The 18433-nt window shown below is 72.8% G+C and carries 16 protein-coding genes and 1 riboswitch; of the genes, 9 read left to right on the forward strand and 7 right to left on the reverse strand.

What is annotated here, in order from left to right; genetic code table 11:
* Window positions 1–28: 28 nt before the first annotated feature.
* Window positions 29–1612 carry a molybdopterin-dependent oxidoreductase gene (locus RNL97_RS27430; protein WP_313751319.1) on the forward strand — a complete coding sequence of 528 codons (1584 nt, stop codon included), beginning with the start codon at window positions 29–31 and terminating at the stop codon, window positions 1610–1612.
* Window positions 1613–1638: 26 nt separating this feature from the next.
* Here RNL97_RS27430 and RNL97_RS27435 read toward each other — a convergent pair whose 3' ends face one another.
* The 3 genes from RNL97_RS27435 to RNL97_RS27445 form a co-directional block, all read right to left on the reverse strand.
* Window positions 1639–3282, reverse strand: coding sequence for an FAD-dependent monooxygenase (locus RNL97_RS27435; protein WP_030585451.1), 1644 nt, complete (start codon window positions 3280–3282; stop codon window positions 1639–1641).
* Between the two features lie 81 nt (window positions 3283–3363).
* Window positions 3364–4230 (reverse strand): oxygenase MpaB family protein, encoded by an 867-nt coding sequence (locus RNL97_RS27440; RefSeq protein ID WP_030585454.1) that lies wholly within the window; start codon window positions 4228–4230, stop codon window positions 3364–3366.
* Between the two features lie 40 nt (window positions 4231–4270).
* Complete coding sequence (locus tag RNL97_RS27445) at window positions 4271–5335, reverse strand: lipoate--protein ligase family protein (protein ID WP_313751320.1); 1065 nt, start codon at window positions 5333–5335, stop codon at window positions 4271–4273.
* Window positions 5336–5553: 218 nt separating this feature from the next.
* Here RNL97_RS27445 and cobF point away from each other — a divergent pair, with 218 nt between their 5' ends.
* Entirely contained in the window at window positions 5554–6423 is an 870-nt protein-coding gene (gene cobF / locus RNL97_RS27450; protein ID WP_243316469.1) for a precorrin-6A synthase (deacetylating), read from the forward strand.
* A 10-nt stretch (window positions 6424–6433) separates the two neighbouring features.
* Here cobF and RNL97_RS27455 read toward each other — a convergent pair whose 3' ends face one another.
* Window positions 6434–6631: a hypothetical protein gene (locus RNL97_RS27455; protein WP_010064026.1), complete on the reverse strand. Its 198-nt coding sequence runs from the start codon at window positions 6629–6631 to the stop codon at window positions 6434–6436.
* Window positions 6632–7020: 389 nt separating this feature from the next.
* Window positions 7021–7210: riboswitch (cobalamin riboswitch) on the forward strand.
* A 177-nt stretch (window positions 7211–7387) separates the two neighbouring features.
* Here RNL97_RS27455 and metE point away from each other — a divergent pair.
* The 4 genes from metE (at window position 7388) to RNL97_RS27475 (ending at window position 13255) form a co-directional block, all read left to right on the forward strand.
* Complete coding sequence (gene metE / locus RNL97_RS27460) at window positions 7388–9703, forward strand: 5-methyltetrahydropteroyltriglutamate--homocysteine S-methyltransferase (protein WP_313751321.1); 2316 nt, start codon at window positions 7388–7390, stop codon at window positions 9701–9703.
* Window positions 9704–9863: 160 nt separating this feature from the next.
* Window positions 9864–10013, forward strand: a complete 150-nt coding sequence (locus tag RNL97_RS27465) for a hypothetical protein (protein ID WP_199814216.1) — start codon at window positions 9864–9866, stop codon at window positions 10011–10013.
* 154 nt (window positions 10014–10167) lie between these two features.
* Window positions 10168–11778 carry a pyridoxal phosphate-dependent decarboxylase family protein gene (locus RNL97_RS27470; RefSeq protein WP_030585468.1) on the forward strand — a complete coding sequence of 537 codons (1611 nt, stop codon included), beginning with the start codon at window positions 10168–10170 and terminating at the stop codon, window positions 11776–11778.
* Window positions 11779–11848: 70 nt separating this feature from the next.
* A complete protein-coding gene (locus tag RNL97_RS27475) occupies window positions 11849–13255 on the forward strand; it encodes a lysine N(6)-hydroxylase/L-ornithine N(5)-oxygenase family protein (protein WP_030585471.1) in 1407 nt (468 codons plus the stop codon).
* A 73-nt stretch (window positions 13256–13328) separates the two neighbouring features.
* Here the strand turns inward: RNL97_RS27475 and RNL97_RS27480 are convergent, their stop codons facing one another.
* Entirely contained in the window at window positions 13329–14291 is a 963-nt protein-coding gene (locus RNL97_RS27480) for an electron transfer flavoprotein subunit alpha/FixB family protein (protein WP_030593797.1), read from the reverse strand.
* Window positions 14292–14360: 69 nt separating this feature from the next.
* Window positions 14361–15146 (reverse strand): electron transfer flavoprotein subunit beta/FixA family protein, encoded by a 786-nt coding sequence (locus RNL97_RS27485; protein WP_030593795.1) that lies wholly within the window; start codon window positions 15144–15146, stop codon window positions 14361–14363.
* 169 nt (window positions 15147–15315) lie between these two features.
* On the opposite strand from RNL97_RS27485, the gene RNL97_RS27490 reads away from it, so the two are divergent.
* Entirely contained in the window at window positions 15316–16032 is a 717-nt protein-coding gene (locus RNL97_RS27490; RefSeq protein WP_243316471.1) for a TetR family transcriptional regulator, read from the forward strand.
* Between the two features lie 125 nt (window positions 16033–16157).
* Window positions 16158–16526, forward strand: coding sequence for a Zn-ribbon domain-containing OB-fold protein (locus RNL97_RS27495; RefSeq protein ID WP_030583147.1), 369 nt, complete (start codon window positions 16158–16160; stop codon window positions 16524–16526).
* A 25-nt stretch (window positions 16527–16551) separates the two neighbouring features.
* Here the strand turns inward: RNL97_RS27495 and RNL97_RS27500 are convergent, their stop codons facing one another.
* Window positions 16552–17247 carry a type 1 glutamine amidotransferase domain-containing protein gene (locus RNL97_RS27500; protein WP_243315722.1) on the reverse strand — a complete coding sequence of 232 codons (696 nt, stop codon included), beginning with the start codon at window positions 17245–17247 and terminating at the stop codon, window positions 16552–16554.
* 104 nt (window positions 17248–17351) lie between these two features.
* On the opposite strand from RNL97_RS27500, the gene RNL97_RS27505 reads away from it, so the two are divergent.
* Window positions 17352–18317 carry a LysR family transcriptional regulator gene (locus RNL97_RS27505; RefSeq protein ID WP_030583142.1) on the forward strand — a complete coding sequence of 322 codons (966 nt, stop codon included), beginning with the start codon at window positions 17352–17354 and terminating at the stop codon, window positions 18315–18317.
* Window positions 18318–18433: the final 116 nt, after the last annotated feature.

An 18433-nucleotide genomic window follows, 5' to 3' on the forward strand; every position in this document is an offset into this window, starting at 1 on the left:
GGGCAATCCGGCCGCCTCCCGGTTCCGAATGAGGACCGTGAGGACCAACCGCACCGCCCTGACCCGCAACACCCTCGCCGCGCTCAGCGGACTGCTCGCGGGGTTCGCCGCGCTGACCGTCGCCGAACTCGTCTCGGCCGCCGTCAGACCCGAGGCGAGCCCCGTCACGGCGGTCGGCGGAGCCGCCGTCGACCGGACGCCCGCGGGGGTGAAGGACTGGGCGATCCGGACGTTCGGCGAGAACGACAAGATCGTGCTCCAGCTCGGCATCGTCGCCACGCTCGCCCTCTTCGCCGTCGCCGTCGGCCTGCTGGCGCTGCGCCACCGGCGTACGGGCTCCGCCGCCGTCCTGGTCTTCGGCGCGGTCGGAACGGCGGCCGCCGTCAGCAGGCCGGACTCCGCCGGGTTCACCGACGGGCTGCCGTCCCTGGCCGGCGCGGTGGCCGGGGCGATCCTGCTGTACGTCCTCGTCGGCAGGCTCACCCGGCCGCGCACGGTCGCCGGGGAGGAGGGCGAGAGCGGCTGGGACCGGCGGGGCTTCCTGATCGCGGCGACCGCGGCGGCCGCCGCCTCCACCGCGGCGGGAGCCGCCGGCCGGGCGCTCAACGGCCGCGGCGCCCGGGACGCCATCGCCTCCCGGGACGCGGTACGGCTGCCCGCCCCGGCCTCGCCCGCCCGGCCGATCCCGGCGGGAGCCCGGCCGAGGGTCCGCGGCATCAGCCCGTTCACCACGCCCAACGACACTTTCTACCGGGTGGACACCGCCCTCGTGGTCCCCAAGGTCGACGCGAACACCTGGCGGCTGCGCGTCCACGGCAAGGGCATCCGCCAGGACCTGGAGTTCAGCTACCAGGATCTGCTGGACCGCCCGCTGATCGAACGCGAGATCACCCTGTGCTGCGTCTCCAACGAGGTCGGCGGCCCCTACATCGGCCACGCCCGGTGGATCGGCGTCCGGCTGGCCGATCTGCTCAAGGAAGCCGGGGTGAAGCCTCCGTCCCGGGGCGGCAAGGCGGACCAGATCATCGCCCGCTCGGTGGACGGCATGACGCTCGGAACCCCCGTCGAGGACGTCATGGACGGCCGGGACGCGATGCTCGCCGTCGGCATGAACGGCGAACCGCTGCCGTTCGTCCACGGTTTCCCCGTCCGGATGCTCGTGCCCGGACTGTACGGATACGTCTCGGCCTGCAAGTGGATCGAGGACATCGAACTCACCACGTTCGACGCCTACGACGCGTACTGGGTGAAGCGCGAGTGGGCGCGGAAGGCCCCGATCAAGACCCAGTCCAGGATCGACACCCCCAAGCCCTTCGCACGCCCCGATGCGGGCACGGTCGTGGTCGCCGGGGTGGCGTGGGCCCAGCACCGGGGCATCGAGAAGGTCGAGGTCCGGGTGGACGACGGACCCTGGCGGCCCGCCCGACTCGCCGAACAGGCCACCGCCGACACCTGGCGCCAGTGGACCTACCCCTGGAAGGCGACCCCCGGCAGCCACACCCTCACCGTCCGCGCCACGGACGGGACGGGCGAGACCCAGACCGAGAAGCGCACAAAAACCGTCCCGGACGGGGCGAGCGGGTGGCACTCGGTGGTCGTCACCGTCGACTGACCGCGACGGTCCGGGATGTCATGCCCTCACGGCTCGAAGATCTTCTCCAGCGCCTCCTTCAAAGCCCTGACCTCGGGCGGCTGGAGACAGGCCGTCAGGTATCCGTCCGGACGTACGACGAAGGCCGCTCCCTCGCCCGCCCCGTAGTGGCGCGCGAACTCACCCCGGCTGTCGTGGTGATGGGGGATCCCTGTCGGCCGGTCCGGGGCGTCGGCGGGCAGGATCCTGTGCGTCTCCATCCGGCCGCCGGTCAACTCCCTTGCCGCCGAAGCCAGATCGGCGGCGGTGTCTCCCGCCGGGTGGTCCCCGTACACCAGCAGGACGTGCCCGCGGCCGCGCAACACGTCGAAGAGGCGCACCGGGTAGGCGGCGATGTCCCCGGTGAGGCCGCCGCAGTCCGGGGCCCGGTCGCCCGGACGCAGCGGGGCCGGGTCGTCCGGGGCGAGGGGCGTCACCAGCGGGCTCTCCCGGTAGCCGACCAGGAGCTGGGCCTCGCGCAGCAGCAGCGTCTCCCGGTCCGCCGGGTCCGCCTGCACCCCTTCGGCGGCGTGCCGGACGGTCCGGCCCACCACCTCCTCGCCGACCGGGTGCCGCTCCGCGTCGTAACCGGGGAGCACCCGCGGCCCCGCCGCGCCCTCGTTGGCGAGCGCCAGCTTCCACGCCAGGTTGCAGGCGTCCTGGATCCCGGTGTTCATGCCTTGAGCGCCGGTCGGCGGATGGATGTGCGCCGCGTCCCCGGCGACGAACACCCGGCCCGCCCCGTACCGGTCCACCAGCCGGTGGCTGATCCGGAACACCGACGACCAGCGCAGCGCGGACGCGGTGACCGGCTTGGGCGCCAGCCGGTCCAGGACCTTCTGGATGTCGGGGAGCGCGGGGGCCGTACCGCCTTCCAGGCCGTGTGCCACCCCGTCACCGCCGCCCGCCGCACCGGAGGCCTGCCGCGCGGCGGACAGCTCCGGCGGCACCAGCATCGACATCCGGTAGCGGCCGTTCCCCGGCAGCGGGACGCAGACCAGCAGATCGTCGACCGCGCCGTCCTCGCCGCGGTGCATCGAGCGCACCCCGTACCCGGGCGGCAGGTCCCACCCCACCTCCACATCGGCCAACATGTACTCCTCGGGGAACGCGCCGCCCTCGAAGGTGAGCCCGAGCCCCTTGCGCACCGCGGAGTGCGCCCCGTCGCACCCCACCAGGAACCGGGAGCGGACCTCCGTCTCGTCCCCGGACGTCGTCGTCAGCCGGCTGGTCACCCCGGCGGGATCCTGGGCGAACGCCACCAGCGCGGTCGACCGCTCGATCCCGGTGCCGTAGCGCCCGAGGAACTCCTCCAGAAGGCGCTCGGTGTCGCACTGCGGCAGCGCGGCGAAGCCGTACGGCACCTCGGGCGGCAGGGCCAGTTCGACCCGGCCCTGCTCGACCCCGTTCACGTACGTCAGCTGCCCGCGCATCGGGACCGCCGCGTCCAGCACCTCCCGCACCAGGCCCATCCGCTCGAAGAGCTCCAGGGTGCGCGGCTGGACGCCCACCGCCTTGGCGTACGGCAGCCGGGCGGGCAGCCGGTCCACGATCCGGCAGGCCACCCCCGCCCGCCGCAGTTCCGCGGCCAGCGTCAGGCCGACCGGGCCCGCGCCCACCACGAGGACGTCGGTCGATTCGCTGCGTGTCACCGGGGACTCCCGTCGTGGGCCCCCCGCGTACGGACCCCTCCATCGTCCTGCCCGCGGCGGCCATCGGCACCCGGACGGTCCTCAGCTTTCCGCAGGCGGGGTCATCGCCCACCGGATGGTCCTGGTCAGGGCCTTCCCGGCGGGCCGCACGCAGACCTCCTCGACCCCCGGCACCCGGGGCAGCCGCAACGGCTCCCGGGCCCAGGCCGGGAGCGCGGCCACGGCGTTCGCGGCGAGCACGGCGTACGGGGGACGGGCCGGCCAGGGCAGCGGCGGGTGCAGAAGAATGAAGCGGGCCGCGTCCAGGGCCTCCTGGGTGGCGCGCAGCTCCGGGCGGTAGGCGGCGATGCGCTCCGCCAGCTCCGCCCGGTCGTGCGGCGGGTCGGGGACGCCGAGGGCGTGGGCCACCGTCGCCATGTCATGGATGTACCCGTCGCACCCCGCGCCGTCCAACGGCCTTGCCCCGTACCGCTGATGGGCGCGGAGGAAGCTGTCCACCTCGGCGATGTGCACCCAGCACAGGAGGTGCGGATCAGCTGCGTGGTAGGGCTCCCCGGAGGGAGCGGTCCCGCGCACCCGGTCGTGCACGGACCGTACGCGGTCCACCGCCTCCTGGGCGTGCTCGGCCGTGCCGAACGTGGTCACCGCCAGGAACGTGCTGGTCCGCTGGAGCCGCCCCCAGGGATCGCCCCGGAAACCCGAGTGGCCCGCTACGGCGGCCATGGCGAGGGGGTGCAGCGACTGGAGGAGCAGGGCGCGCAGCCCGCCGATGAACATGGACGCGTCCCCGTGCACCCGGCGCACCGGCCTGTCCGGGCCGAACCAGCGGGGGCCGGGGGTGTGGTGGATCCGGGCCCGGTTCTCCGGCCCGGAAGGCCCCGCCACCCGGGCGAACAGGCTCCTGCCGAGCCGTTGCCGTACTCCGGAGCCGGACGCCGCCTTGTCCATACGACCCAGTATGCGGCGGCGACCATCCGCACCGGGAGCCCTACGGCACCCGGGCCGTCCACCCCGGCGTGGCGAACTTGGTCCGTACGAGCTCCTCGGCGCGGGCCAGCTCGGCGTCGGTCACGCTTCCGGTGGTGAGGCCGTGCCGCCTGCGGAACGAGTCGATCATCCGCTCGATCACCACCTGGCGCGGCAGTCCGGTCTGGCGCCGCAGCGGGTCCACGCGCTTCTTCGCCGACCGGGTGCCCTTGTCCGACATCTTCTCCTTGCCGATGCGGAGCACCTCCAGCATCTTGTCGGCGTCGATGTCGTACGCCATCGTCACGTGGTGCAGCACGGCCCCCGGCCCGCCGTCCGGCCCGACCACCCGCTTCTGCGCGGCCCCCGCGATCTTGCCGACGTCGGTGGCGATGTCGTTGAGCGGCTGGTACCAGGCCTTGATGCCCATGTCCGCGAGGGCTTCCAGCACCCAGTCGTCCAGGTAGGCGTAACTGTCGGCGAAGGACAGCCCCGACACCAGCGCCTGCGGCACCGCGAGCGAGTACGTGATGGTGGAGCTGGGCTCGGCGAACATCGCGCCGCCGCCCGAGATCCGGCGTACGACGTCCACGCCGTGGCGCTCCACCCCCGCCGGGTCCACCTCGTTGCGCAGCGACTGGAAGCTGCCGATGATCACGGCGGGGGAGTCCCACTCCCAGACCCGCAGGGTCGGCGGCCGCAGCCCCGCCGCCACCTCGGCGGTGATCACCTCGTCCAGCGCCATGTGCAGCGCGGGCGACTGAGGCGCGTCGTGGATCAGCTGCCAGTCGTAGTCGCTCCACTCCGTGGCCTGCGCCAGCGCCCGGCGTACGGCGATGGCGACGCCCTCCGCGCTCAGTCCCAGCATCACCGTGGAGTCGGGCAGCGCCGCCTCGATCCGGGCCGTGAGCCCGGCGGTGTCGGTGGTGGCGGGGGCTCCCTCCAGAGCCGCGTCGATCGCGAGGATCGCCTCGTCCGGTTCGAGGAAGAAGTCCCCGGCGACCCGGACGTCCCGCAGCGCCCCGCCCGCCACCTCCAGGTCCACCACGACCAGCTTGCCGCCGGGAACCTTGTACTCACCGTGCACAGCGCCGCCTCCAGCTCTCTCAGAGGGCCCGGCTCGCCGCATGGAGCCGGACACAACCGGATACAACGCACATCACGGTGTGGATCATCCCCGGTGCGGGGCGGGGGCGCGGTGGGGGCGACGCGCCGGGGCGGGGCGGGGTCGTGGACGGGCCGGTCCGGGCCGCCTGGTGAGTCCGCCCCGCCTCGCCCCTGGCATGATCGGCCGACATGGCAGACATGGCAGGCACCAGCGATGCACCCCGGCACATCCTGGTCATCGGTATGGGCGCCGGCGACCCCGACCATCTGACCCTCGCCGCGGTGAAGGCCATGCGCCGGGCCGACGTCTTCTTCGTGCTCGGCAAGGGCAAGGAGAAGGAGTCCCTGACCCGGCTGCGGCGCGACCTCCTCGACGAGCACCTCACGGGCCCCTACCGCGTGGTGGAGGCCGGCGACCCGTGGCGCGACCGCACCCAGGACGATGCCGCGCGCTACACCTCCGCCGTGCACGACTGGCGCCACCGCCGCGCCGACATCTGCGAACGCCTGATCATCGAGGAGCTCGCACCGGGGCAGTGCGGAGCCTTCCTGGTGTGGGGCGACCCGGCCCTGTACGACAGCACGCTCGCGATCCTCGACGACATCCGGGGGCGCGGCACGGTGGAATTCGGCCATGAGGTGATCCCCGGCATCAGCAGCGTCTCCGCCCTCGCCGCCCGGCACCGCGTCACCCTGAACCAGGTCGGCCGCCCCCTTCGCATCACCCCCGGCAGACGGTTGGCCCAGGGCTTCCCCGAGGACGACGGCGACATCGTCGTGATGCTCGACGGCCATGAGACGTTCAGCTGTCTGACGGGCCGGGGCCTGTGGATCCACTGGGGCGCGTACATCGGCACCCCCGACGAGATCCTGGTCTCCGGCCCGCTCGACGAGGTGGCCGACGAGATCAGCCGCCTGCGCGCGGAGGCCCGCGAACGGCACGGCTGGATCATGGACACCTATCTGCTGCGGCAGGGGCCGCGCGGCGAGAAGGCGGCGGGCGACGAGGGGGCGGCGGGCCGCCCGGCGGAAGGCGCGGACGGTTCGGTGGGCGGCCCGCTCGGCTGACCGGCCGGGGTCAGCGCCGGGACTCGTGTTCCCGGATGACGCCCAGTCCATGACCGAGGCTCGGGCACTCGGCGCTCAGGTCGTCACCTCGCACCAGGTAATTGTCCACCCGGCCGTCCGTCGGCCGCTCGACCGCGCGGTACTGCGTGCCGTTCACGGTGATCGTCCAGTCGTCGCCGTCCTGGGCCCACCCGACTGTCTTCTTCATATGACGTTTTCCGTTCCTCGATCGGGCCTGCCGGGGATCGGCAGGCCCGGGTAGTGGGAAGAAGAACGGCTTGTGACGCTCCGTGGTTCCGCATTCTCCTACGCCATTCGGTTACATCCGGGTCACTGCCTCCGCACAGTCGAGACGAGCGACCTGACCGACGGTCAGGGAGCGAATGGCCAGCAGTCGAACGGTCGGGGAACTGGATGAGCGTCGGCGCGCCGCTCGCGGGACGGGTGCCGCGGGTACGAGGCGTACACCGGTGCACCGGACCGCCCCGGGCGATGCGGGCCGGAGACGGCCGGAAAGGGCCGTCCGTGTCTCACGTCACCGTCCGCAGTGTGAACAGCGGTGTGCGCCCGGTGGCCGTCCGCCTAGGCTGGCCGGTGCAGCTGGTTCGCCCTGTCCGCCAGGCGGGGTGTCGTAAGAGGGAACCCGGTGGGAATCCGGGACTGCCCCGCAGCGGTGAGTGGGAACGACCGCCGTCATACGCACTGGGCCCGGCCGGGTCTGGGAAGCGACGGCCATTAGGTGTCTGCCCCGGCAGACGGGCCCGCGAGTCCGAAGACCTGCCCGTTGCCCGCACGCGACCGTTCGCGTGCGGAGATCTCGGTGACCTCGTGGGCGGGTCGGCGGAACCATCAGGTGGACGGGCACGGTTGGACGTGGCCCGGTGTCCGCCCGATGCGTCATCCCTTCGCGACCGCGTCCCGTCCCGGGATCTGCACCGCAGACACGCTCGCGAAGGAGAGTCACGTGACAGCGAAGCCCCCAGCCGCGGCAGCACGGGCCACCGTGTACGGCTACCCCCGCCAGGGTCGGAACCGTGAACTGAAGAAGGCCGTCGAGGGCTACTGGAAGGGCCGCGTCAGCGCCGACGCCCTCCGGCAGACCGCCGCGGAACTGCGCCGCGCAGCCTGGCAGCAGCTCGCCGAGGCCGGCGTCCACGAAGTCCCGACCGGTGACTTCTCGTACTACGACCATGTCCTGGACACCAGCGTCATGGCCGGCGCCGTCCCCGAGCGGCACCGCGACGCGGTCCGCGCCGACGCCCTCGACGGCTACTTCGCCATGGCCCGCGGCACGCAGGACGTCGCGCCGCTGGAGATGACGAAGTGGTTCGACACCAACTACCACTACCTCGTACCCGAGTTGGGGCCGGACACGGTGTTCGCCGCCGACTCCGCCAAGCAGGTCGCCGAGTTCAAGGAGGCCCTCGCGCTCGGCCACACCCCGCGTCCGGTCCTCGTCGGCCCCGTCACCTACCTCCTGCTCGCCAAGGCGGCCCCCGGTGTGGCCGCCGGCTTCGAGCCGCTCACCCTGCTGGACCGGCTCCTGCCCGTGTACGCCGAAGTCCTCGCCGACCTGCGTGCGGCGGGCGCCGAGTGGGTGCAGCTGGACGAGCCCGCCCTCGTCCAGGACCGCACCCCCGCCGAGCTGAACGCCGCCGCCCGCGCCTACCGCGAGCTCGGCGGAGTCACCGACCGGCCCAAGCTGCTGGTCGCCTCCTACTTCGGGCGGCTCGGCGAGGCGCTGGCGGTCCTGGCCAAGGCCCCCGTCGACGGGCTCGCGCTCGACTTCACCGGGACCGGCGCGGGCAACCTGGACGACCTCGTGGCCGCCGGCGGGCTGCCCGGCAAGCGGCTGGTCGCAGGCGTCGTCAACGGCCGCAACATCTGGATCAACGACTACGAGAAGTCCCTCGCCACCCTCGGCACCCTGCTCGGCCTCGCCGACCACGTCGAGGTCTCCGCCTCCTGCTCCCTGCTGCACGTCCCGCTGGACGCGGAGGCCGAGCGCGACATCGACCCGCAGATCGCCCGCTGGCTCTCCTTCGCCCGGCAGAAGACCGAGGAGATCGTCGTCCTGGCCCGCGGTCTGGCCTCCGGCACGGACGCCATCGCGGCCGAACTCGCCGCCAACCGGGCCGATCTGGCCTCCCGCACCGATGCCGCGATCACCCGCGACCCGGCCGTACGCGCCCGTACGGCGGCCATCACCGACGCGGACGGCCGCCGATCCCAGCCGTACGCCGAGCGGACCGCAGCGCAGCGCGCCCACCTCGGGCTGCCGCTGCTGCCGACCACCACCATCGGCTCCTTCCCGCAGACCACCGAACTGCGCACCGCACGGGCGGACCTGAGGGCGGGACGGATCGACCGGGCCGGGTACGAGGAGCGCATCAAGGACGAGATCCGCGAGGTGCTCGCCTTCCAGGAGAAGGCCGGGCTCGACGTCCTCGTGCACGGCGAGCCCGAACGCAACGACATGGTGCAGTACTTCGCCGAACAGCTCACCGGCTGCCTCGCCACCCAGCACGGGTGGGTCCAGTCCTACGGCACCCGGTACGTCCGCCCGCCGGTCCTCGCCGGGGACATCTCGCGCCCCGGGCCGATGACGGTGCGCTGGACCGCGTATGCGCAGTCGCTCACCGAACGCCCGGTCAAGGGCATGCTCACCGGGCCGGTCACCATGCTCGCCTGGTCCTTCGTCCGCGACGACCAGCCGCTCGGCGAGACCGCCCGCCAGGTGGCCCTCGCCCTGCGGGACGAGGTCGACGACCTGGAGGCGAACGGCACGTCGGTGATCCAGGTCGACGAGCCGGCGCTGCGCGAGACGCTCCCGCTGCGCGCCGCCGACCACGCCGCTTACCTGGAGTGGGCGACGGAGTCCTTCCGGCTGGCCACCGCCGGTGTGCGGCCGGAGACCCAGATCCACACCCACATGTGCTACGCCGAGTTCGGCGACATCGTGCAGGCCATCGACGACCTCGACGCCGACGTCGTCAGCCTGGAAGCCGCCCGCTCCCACATGCAGGTCGCCCGCGAACTGGCCGCCCACGGCTACCCGCGCGAGGCCGGACCCGGCGTCTACGACATCCACTCCCCTCGCATCCCCAGCACCGAGGAGGCAGCGGCCCTGCTGCGCAAGGGGCTTGAGGCCATCCCGGCGAAACGGCTGTGGGTGAACCCCGACTGCGGCCTGAAGACCCGTGGCTGGCCCGAGACCCGGGCCTCCCTGGAGAACCTGGTCGCCGCCGCGCGGAAGGTCCGTGCGGAGCTGCCATCCTGAGCGGCGTGAACCGGGCCCGGTGCGGGAGCGGCCGCCGCCGCTCCCGCACCGGGCCGAACCCGTCCGCACCGGTGCGTGTCCGAGCCCGCTGATAGCGTGCCGCTTCCGGACCGAAGATCACGAAAGGGCGGGGTACGTGCGGGAAGTGACATGCCATGAGGTGGACGACCGACGCCTGGACGAGGCGGCGGAAGGCATCGTCGGGCGGACAGCGGGGCGGTGGCACGGCCTGCGCTACGACGACCCGTCCGCACTGCGCCGGGCGGCGGAGTCGGAATCCGACAACTCGGGCCTCTGGTACGCGAAGTAGCCTGCCCCGGGCAGCGGATCGCGCGTCGTTCACCCCATAAGTTAGGTTAGCCTAACCGGCGAGCCCCGGTGAGGGGATCGTCCCGCTCCCGAAGTCGCCCCGCGCGGCCCCCGCTCCGGTAGACCTGTCCGTACCACGACCGAAGGTCCTCGCCATGCCGCCTGCTCCGCTCCCGACCCCCGGTGAACCCCCCGTGGAACGCGGGGGGCTGGGCGCGAGCGCCGGCACGCCGTCGAGTCCCGGCGCTCAAGGCGTACGGGGAGGGCTCGTCGCGGGCGGTGCGCACGGGCCGGAGCACCTGCGGGCCCTCAGCACCCTCGTCCTAAACGTCTTGGGGGACGCCGCCCGGACCCGGGGCGGGCCGCTGCCCGCAGGAGGGCCCGACGCCGTGGCGCGGAGCACCCGCGCCCTCTGCTCCCCGGTCCTGCCGGAGGAGGGCGTCGGCCCCGAGGCCGCGCTAGGGGACGTCGTGCGCGCGGTCGCGGAAGGGGCGGCGGACCCGGCCGACCCCGCCTGCGTCGCCCATCTGCACTGCCCGCCGCTCGCCGTGGCCGTCGCGGCAGAGCTGGCGGGGGCGGCCCTCAACCCCTCCATGGACTCCTGGGACCAGGCGCCCGCCGCCGGGGTGATCGAGGACCTGACCACGGCCGCCCTGGCCCGGCTCGTCCACCCGACGGCACCCGCCCCCGATGCGCTCATCACCAGTGGCGGCACCGAATCCAACCTGGTCGCCCTGCTCCTCGCCCGGGAACGGGCGGCAGGCGGCCCGCTGCGGGTGGTCACCGGTGCCAACGCCCACCACAGCGTCCACCGCGCCGCCTGGATGCTCGGCCTGCCCGCCCCCACGGTGGTCGCCTGCCACGAGGGCCGGATCGACCCGGACGCCCTCGACCGCGCCCTGACCGGCCTCGCCGGATCGCCGCTCCTGGTCGTCGCGACCGCCGGGACCACCGACGAGGGGCGCATCGACCCGCTCCCGGAGATCGCTCGCCTCGCCGAACGGCACACCGCCCAGCTCCACGTCGATGCCGCGTACGGCGGTCCGCTGCTGTTCAGTGAGCGCCTGGCTCCCCAGCTCGCGGGCCTGGAGCACGCCGCCACCGTCACGTTCGACCTGCACAAACTCGGCTGGCAGCCGGTCGCCGCCGGTGTGCTGGCGGTCGCCGACGCCGCGATGCTCGCCCCGCTGTCCCTGCGCGCCGACTACCTGAACGCCGACGACGACACCGAGGCCGGGCTCCCGGATCTGCTGGGCCGCTCGATCCGCACCACCCGTCGCCCCGACGCCCTGAAGATGGCGGTCACCTTCCGGGCGCTCGGTCGCCGGGGACTCGCGGAACTGGTCGAGCACTGTGTGCGGACGGCGCACGAGTTCGGCCGGGCCGTCGACGCGCACCCCCGGCTCCGCCTGCGCCCCGGGGGGATCGGGATCAGCACCGTGCTGTTCCGCCCCGCCGTGGCGGACGTGCTGCCCGACGAGGAGGGCGACGCCGTGGTGGCCGCGGTCCGCCGCACCCTGCTCGCCGAGGGGCGGGCCGTCCTCGGCCGTGCGGTGGCGGAGGACGGCGACGGCCGCGGCCGCCTCTGGCTGAAGGCCACCCTGCTGCACCCGAACGCCGCGACGGCCGACCTGCTCCCGCTGCTCGACCTCGTCACGGCGGCGGCGGACCGTGCCACGAGCCGACCGGCCGCGGACCGTGGAGCGAGCGAAGCCCCGGCGGCCGAAGATACCGAGGCTCCCGAGACGGAAAGGCTGTCGCCATGACGTCGACGATGCGCACGACTCGCCCGGGGCCGGCCCGCGCCGCACCCGCGACCCCCGCCGGAGGAACCCGATGACACCCGGACCGCGCACGCCGCCCCTCGATCTGCTGGGGGTGGGGGCAGGGCCCTTCAACCTCTCGCTCGCCGCACTGGCCGACGGCGTTCCCGGGCTGCGCACCGCCTTTCACGAGCAGCGCGCCGCGTTCCACTGGCACCCCGGGCTGCTCATCGAGGGCGCGACCCTGCAAGTGCCTTTCCTGGCGGACCTGGTGAGCCTCGTGGAGCCCACCAGCCCCTGGTCGTACCTGAATTACATCAAGATCCGTCGCAGGCTCTTCCCGTTCTACTTCGCCGAGCGGTTCCACATCCACCGCTCGGAGTTCGACGACTATCTGCGCTGGGTGAGCACCGAACTGCCCTCCACCCGTTTCGGACACCGCGTCGACACGATCGCCTGGGACCCCGGGCAAGGCGCGTTCGCCGTGGAGTTCACCCGGCTCGGCCCCGACGGGGAGACGTCCACGAGCGGGCTGACCCATGCCTGCAACCTCGCCCTCGGCGTCGGCACGGCACCCCATGTCCCCGAACCGCTGCGGGAGCTGGTCCGCGACCCGGCCTCCGTCGTCCTGCACTCGGCGGACTATCTCGCCCAGCGGGACCGGCTGCTGGCCGCCCGCCACATCACCGTCGTCGGCTCGGGCCAGTCGGGCGCCGAAGTCCTGCTGGACCTGCTGCGGTCGAGACCCCAGGGGGCGGAGGGGCTGACCTGGCTGGCCCGCACGCCGGCCTTCGCGCCCATGGAGTACAGCAAGATCGGCCTGGAACAGTTCACCCCCGACTACACCCGCTACTTCCACGGCCTCCCGCAGGCCACCCGGGACCGGCTGCTGCCCCGCCAGTGGCAGTTGTACAAGGGCGTCAGCGGGGACACGCTCGGGGACATCCACGACGAGCTGTACCGGCGCAGCCTCGGCGGCGAGTGGCCGGATGTCACGCTCACGCCCGGCATCGAGGTCACCGGCGCCGCGACCACGGGGGCAGGGCGGATCGAGCTGAGCGTCGAGCACGGTCAGCAGGAGGCGCGGGGCCGACTCGTCACGGACGCCGTCGTGCTCGCCACCGGCTACCGGGAGCGCCCCGTCGACACCATGCTCGCCGCCCTCGACCCGTACGTCGTCCGCGACGAGGCGGGGCGTCCGCAGGTCGACGCGGCCCAACGGCTCGTGCTCGCACCGGAGATCGCCGGTTCCGTCTTCGTGCAGAACGCCGAACGGCACACGCACGGCGTCGGCACACCTGACCTGGGCCTGGCCGCCTGGCGGTCCGCCGTCATCGTCAACGCGCTGACGGGCAAGGAGTTCTACCCGCTCCCGGAGCGCACGGCGTTCACCACGTTCGGCCTCGGCACGCAGGACCGGGACGACCGGGACCGTGACGCCCGGGATCCGTCGGCACGTCCGGCCGAAGAACGACGCTGACAGACGCGGCCGGGCCGCGCGGTGGGGTTCACCGTGCGGCCCGGGCGGGGTGGAGCGGGGTGGTGCTGGGGGATCAGCCCTTGCGGGTGTTGATCTCCTCGGTGAGCTGGGGAACGACCGTGAAGAGGTCACCGATCACGCCGTAGTCGACGAGTTCGAAGATCGGGGCCTCGGCGTCCTTGTTGATCGCGACGATCGTCTTCGAGGTCTGCATCCCCGCCCGGTGCTGGATCGCACCGGAGATACCCGAGGCGATGTACAGCTGCGGCGAGACGGACTTGCCCGTCTGCCCGACCTGCGAGGTGTGCGGGTACCAGCCCGCGTCCACCGCCGCACGCGACGCGCCCACCGCGGCACCCAGCGAGTCCGCGAGCGCCTCGATCAGCGGGAAGTTCTCCGCGCCGTTGACGCCACGGCCACCCGAGACCACGATCGCCGCCTCGGTCAGCTCCGGGCGCCCGGTCGACTCCCGCGCCGTCCGCGAGACCACCTTCGTGCCCGTCGAACCCTCACCGAACGAGACCGCCAGGGCCTCGACCGCACCCGCGGCGGCGGCCGGCTCGACCGGAGCGGAGTTCGGCTTCACCGTGATCACCGGAACACCCCTGGAAACCCGGGACTTGGTGGTGTAGGAAGCGGCGAACACCGCCTGCGTCGCCACCGGACCCCCGTCCCCGGCCTCCAGATCAGTGGCATCGGTGATGATCCCGGAACCGATCCGCAGCGCGAGACGCGCGGCGACCTCCTTGCCCTCCGCCGAGGACACCACCAGCACCGCCGCCGGCGACACCGCCTCGAACGCCGCCTGCAGCGCGTCGACCTTCGGCACCACCAGATAGTCCGCGAACTCCGGAGCGTCGGAGACCAGCACCTTCACCGCACCGTGCTCACCCAGCACACCAGCAGTCGCCTCGGCACCCGCACCCAGGGCCACGGCCACCGGGTCACCGATCCGACGCGCCAGCGTCAGCAGCTCCAGCGTGGGCTTACGGACCGCACCATCCACATGATCGACCAGAACCAGAACTTCAGCCATGACAACGCACTCCAGACAGACGAGAGAAGAGAAGGAGGGGAAGGGAGAGCAAGGACTACGCGTGCGGGATCAGATGAACTTCTGGCCCGCGAGGAACTCGGCGAGCTGCTTCGCGCCCTCACCCTCGTCCTTCACGATCGTGCCCGCCGTACGCGCCGGACGCTCGGTCGCCGAATCGACCGCCGTCCACGCACCCGCCAGACCCACCTCGCCCGCCTCCAGCTCCAGATCCTCCAGATCCAAAGACTCCACCGGCTTCTTCTTCGCCGCCATGATCCCCTTGAACGAGGGGTAACGCGCCTCACCGGACTGGTCGGTCACCGACACCACCGCCGGCAGCGACGCCTCAAGCCGCTCGGTCGCCGTGTCACCGTCACGCCGCCCGGTCACCACACCCTCGTTCACCGACACCTCGGACAGCAGCGTCACCTGCGGCACACCCAACCGCTCCGCCAGCAGCGCCGGCAGCACACCCATCACCCCGTCCGTCGAGGCCATACCACAGATCACCAGGTCGTAACCGGTCTTCTCGACCGCCCTCGCCAGCACCAGCGACGTACCCATCACATCCGTGCCGTGCAGATCGTCGTCCTCGACGTGAACCGCCCTGTCCGCACCCATCGACAACGCCTTGCGCAACGCGTCCCTGGCATCCTCCGGACCCACCGTCACCACGGTGATCTCCGCATCGTCCGCCCCGTCCGCGATCTGCAACGCCTGCTCGACCGCGTACTCGTCCAGCTCCGACAGCAGACCGTCGACATCCTCACGGTCCAACGTCAGGTCATCGGCGAAACGCCGGTCACCGGTCGCGTCGGGCACGTACTTCACACAGACAACGATCCTCAAGCTCACGCCGGCTCTCCTGCCTACCTGGGTGTGGTCCCACCTGGGTGTCATTCGTACTGATGGAGAGACTATGGCACTCAGTACCCTCTGTAAAGGTACCCAGTGCCAAAATGCCTCTTCCGGTGCTACGTTTCGCCGCATGAGCGAGGCGCGAGGACCCGAGAAGAAGGCACCCATGCGGGAGGTGCTCGCACAGGCGGCCTTCCAGCTCTTCCTGGAGCGGGGCTTCGAGCAGACGACCGTGGACGACATCGTGGCGCGGGCCGGTGTGGGCCGGCGTTCGTTCTTCCGCTACTTCCCGTCGAAGGAGGACGCGGTCTTCCCGGACCATGAGCGCTGCCTCGCCGAGATGACCGAATTCCTGGCCGCCGCCGACGACGGCGATCCGGTCGGCGCGGTGTCCGACGCCGCGCGCATCGTGCTGCGGATGTACGCGGCCAACCCCGAGTTCTCCGTCCAGCGCTACCGGCTCACCCGCGAGGTGCCCGGACTGCGGACGTACGAGCTGTCCGTGGTGCGCCGCTACGAGCAGACCCTCGCCGGCCATCTGCGGAGCCGGTTCGGTGAGGACGGTGACGGGGCGTTGCGGGCCGAGGTGATCGCCGCGTCCGTGGTCGCCGCGCACAACAACGGGCTGCGGCTGTGGCTGCGTTCGGGCGGGGAGGGTGATCCCGAGGCGGCGGTCGACCGCGCGCTCGCCCTGGTGCGCGAGGCGTGGGGGCGGCCCGCCGCCTCCGCCGCCCCGGCTGCCCCGGAGGTCTCCGCCGTTCCGGCCGTCCCCCTTGCGGTCTCCGGCGACGGCGACGGTGAGGTGGTCGTGATGGTCGCGCGGAGGGGCGCTCCGATGTGGCGCGTCGTGCAGCAGATCGAGGCGGCCGTCGGCGAGAACTGAGTATCAATGGGCACTCAGTGCCTTTACTGTCCGGCACTCAGTGCCATATGGTGCGGACGCGCCGGCAGTGCAGGTGCGGCGCGTCCGAGTCGAGCGCAGGGGGTCGAGCCGTGTCCCAGACAGGAATGGGTACCGTCCAGAAGGCGCACGAGGAGTGCGGCCTCGCCTATCACCGCTGCCGCTGGTGCGGTACCGCCTCCTTCCGGCGGCTGCTGTGCCCGGTGTGCGCGTCCAGCGAACTGGAGCCCGAACGCACCACCGGCCACGGTGTGGTCGTCCGGACCGCCGTGATCCACCGCTACACCGAGGCGGCGCGCAACGAGTCCCTGGTCCGGTTCTCCGAAGGGTTCGTCTTCCGCTGCCGGATCGTGGGGGCGGCCCCGCACCTGGTGACGGTCGGGGCACGCGTCCGGCCCGTCTCCGGGGACGAGCCGGAGACGGGCGAGGTGGTGCTGGAACTCTGCGAGCCGCCCGCACGGCAGGACTGGATCTGAACGGACCCGGCCGCCGGGCGGACGGTCAGCCGAGCCGGGTGAGCAGTTCGTCGGCCAACGGGGCGGACGAAGCCGGGTTCTGACCAGTGATCAGGTTGCGGTCGGTGATGATGAACGGCGCCCAGGGCTCACCCTCCTGGAAGTCCGCGCCCGCCGCCACCAGCCGGTCCTGGAGCAGCCACTCGGCCTGGTCCGCGAGGCCCGCCTGGGCCTCCTCGGTGTTGGTGAAGCCGGTCAGCCGGTACCCGGCGAACGGGTTCGCGCCGTCGGGGCCGGTCGCGGCCAGCAGCGCCGCCGGACCGTGGCAGACCACGCCCAGCGGCTTGCCCGAGGCAAGTGCGGCGGTGAGCAGCCGGCCGGAGGCCTCGTTCACCGCGAGGTCCTCCATCGGGCCGTGGCCGCCGGGGTAGAACACCGCGTCGTACGCGTCCAGGTCCACGTCCTCCAGCGGGACGGGCCGCCGCAGCTCCTCGAACGCGTCCAGCGCGGCCGCGACCCGGTCGGCGCCTTCCCGGCCGCCGTTGAACTCCGGCGCCAGGCTGCCGCGGTCCACGGTCGGGACGACGCCGCCCGGGGTGGCGACGACCACCTCGTGACCGGCGGCGGTGAGGGTCTCGTACGGGGTCACGGCCTCCTCGGCCCAGAAACCCGTGGGGTGCTTCGTGCCGTCCGCCAGGGTCCAGTGGTCCGCGCCGGTCACCACGAAAAGGATCTTTGCCATGTCGTACGTCTCCGTAGGTCGAGGGGGTTCTCGGGGGATCGGGAAGTGCTGACCTGTGCGACGGTAGGCCGGATCGCCCATAGGTTTCCAATAGGCTGGCAGCTATGAGAAATAAGGATCCTGATGGGTTCGCCGGGCTGGGCCGTCCGGCGGACGTGCCACCGGGTCCGGCCGATCTGAATCTGCTGCGGACCTTCCTCGCCGTGCACCGGTCGGGGTCCTTCACCGCCGCCGCCCGGCTCCTCGGTCTCTCCCAGCCGACTGTCACCGCCCAGATGCGCACCCTGGAGCGGCAGGTGGGCCGGGAGCTGTTCGAACGGCTGCCCCGCGGGGTGGCCCCCTCGCCGTACGCGGACGAGCTGGCGGCCCGCGTCACCGCCCCGCTGGACGCCCTCGCCGAGGTCACGGGCGATACGGTCCCGGCCGGTGAACGCCCGGCCGACCCCGTCCACCTGGCGGGCCCCGCCGAGCTGATGTGCCTGCGGGTGCTGCCCGCGCTGGCTCCGCTCGTCGCGGACGGGCTGCTGCTGCGCGCCACGACCGGGCTCACCGACCCGCTCCTGGACGAGCTCCGGGCGGGCCGCCACGACCTGGTCATCGCGACCGCCCGGCCGCGCGGCCGGGCGCTGTCCGCGGTGCCGTTGATGGATGAGGAATTCGTGCTGGCGGCCGCCCCGCACTGGGCCGCCCGGACCGGCGGACCGGAGAGCCTCGCCGCCCGGGGACCGGGTGTGCTGCACGGCCTGCCCCTGGTGACGTACGCCGAGGACCTGCCCATCGCCCGCCGCTACTGGCGGCACGTCTTCGGCCGCCGCCTCGACTGCCGGGCCGCGGTCACCGTGCCCGACCTGCGCGGGGTGCTCGCCGCCGTGGTGGCCGGGGCGGGCTTCTCGGTGCTGCCGCGCTACCTCTGCGCGGACGAACTGTCCTCGGGTGCCCTCGTCGAGCTGTACGCCCCCGAGGACCCGCCGATCAACACCGCCTACCTCGTGCAGCGCCCCGGTTCCGCCGTCAACCCTCAGGTGGCGCGGGTGCGCGATCTGCTGATCGAGGCCGCCCGCGCGTGGTGAGCGGCCACTGCTCCCGGCCCTCGGCCCGTCACGGCCGTCGCGACGTCGCCGCTCCCCGGATTCTCCTCGGACGGGGGCGGCATCGGGGCAGGCCGTTCCGCGGAAGAAATGGGTGG

Source organism: Streptomyces parvus (assembly GCF_032121415.1).
GTDB classification, from domain to species: domain Bacteria; phylum Actinomycetota; class Actinomycetes; order Streptomycetales; family Streptomycetaceae; genus Streptomyces; species Streptomyces globisporus_A.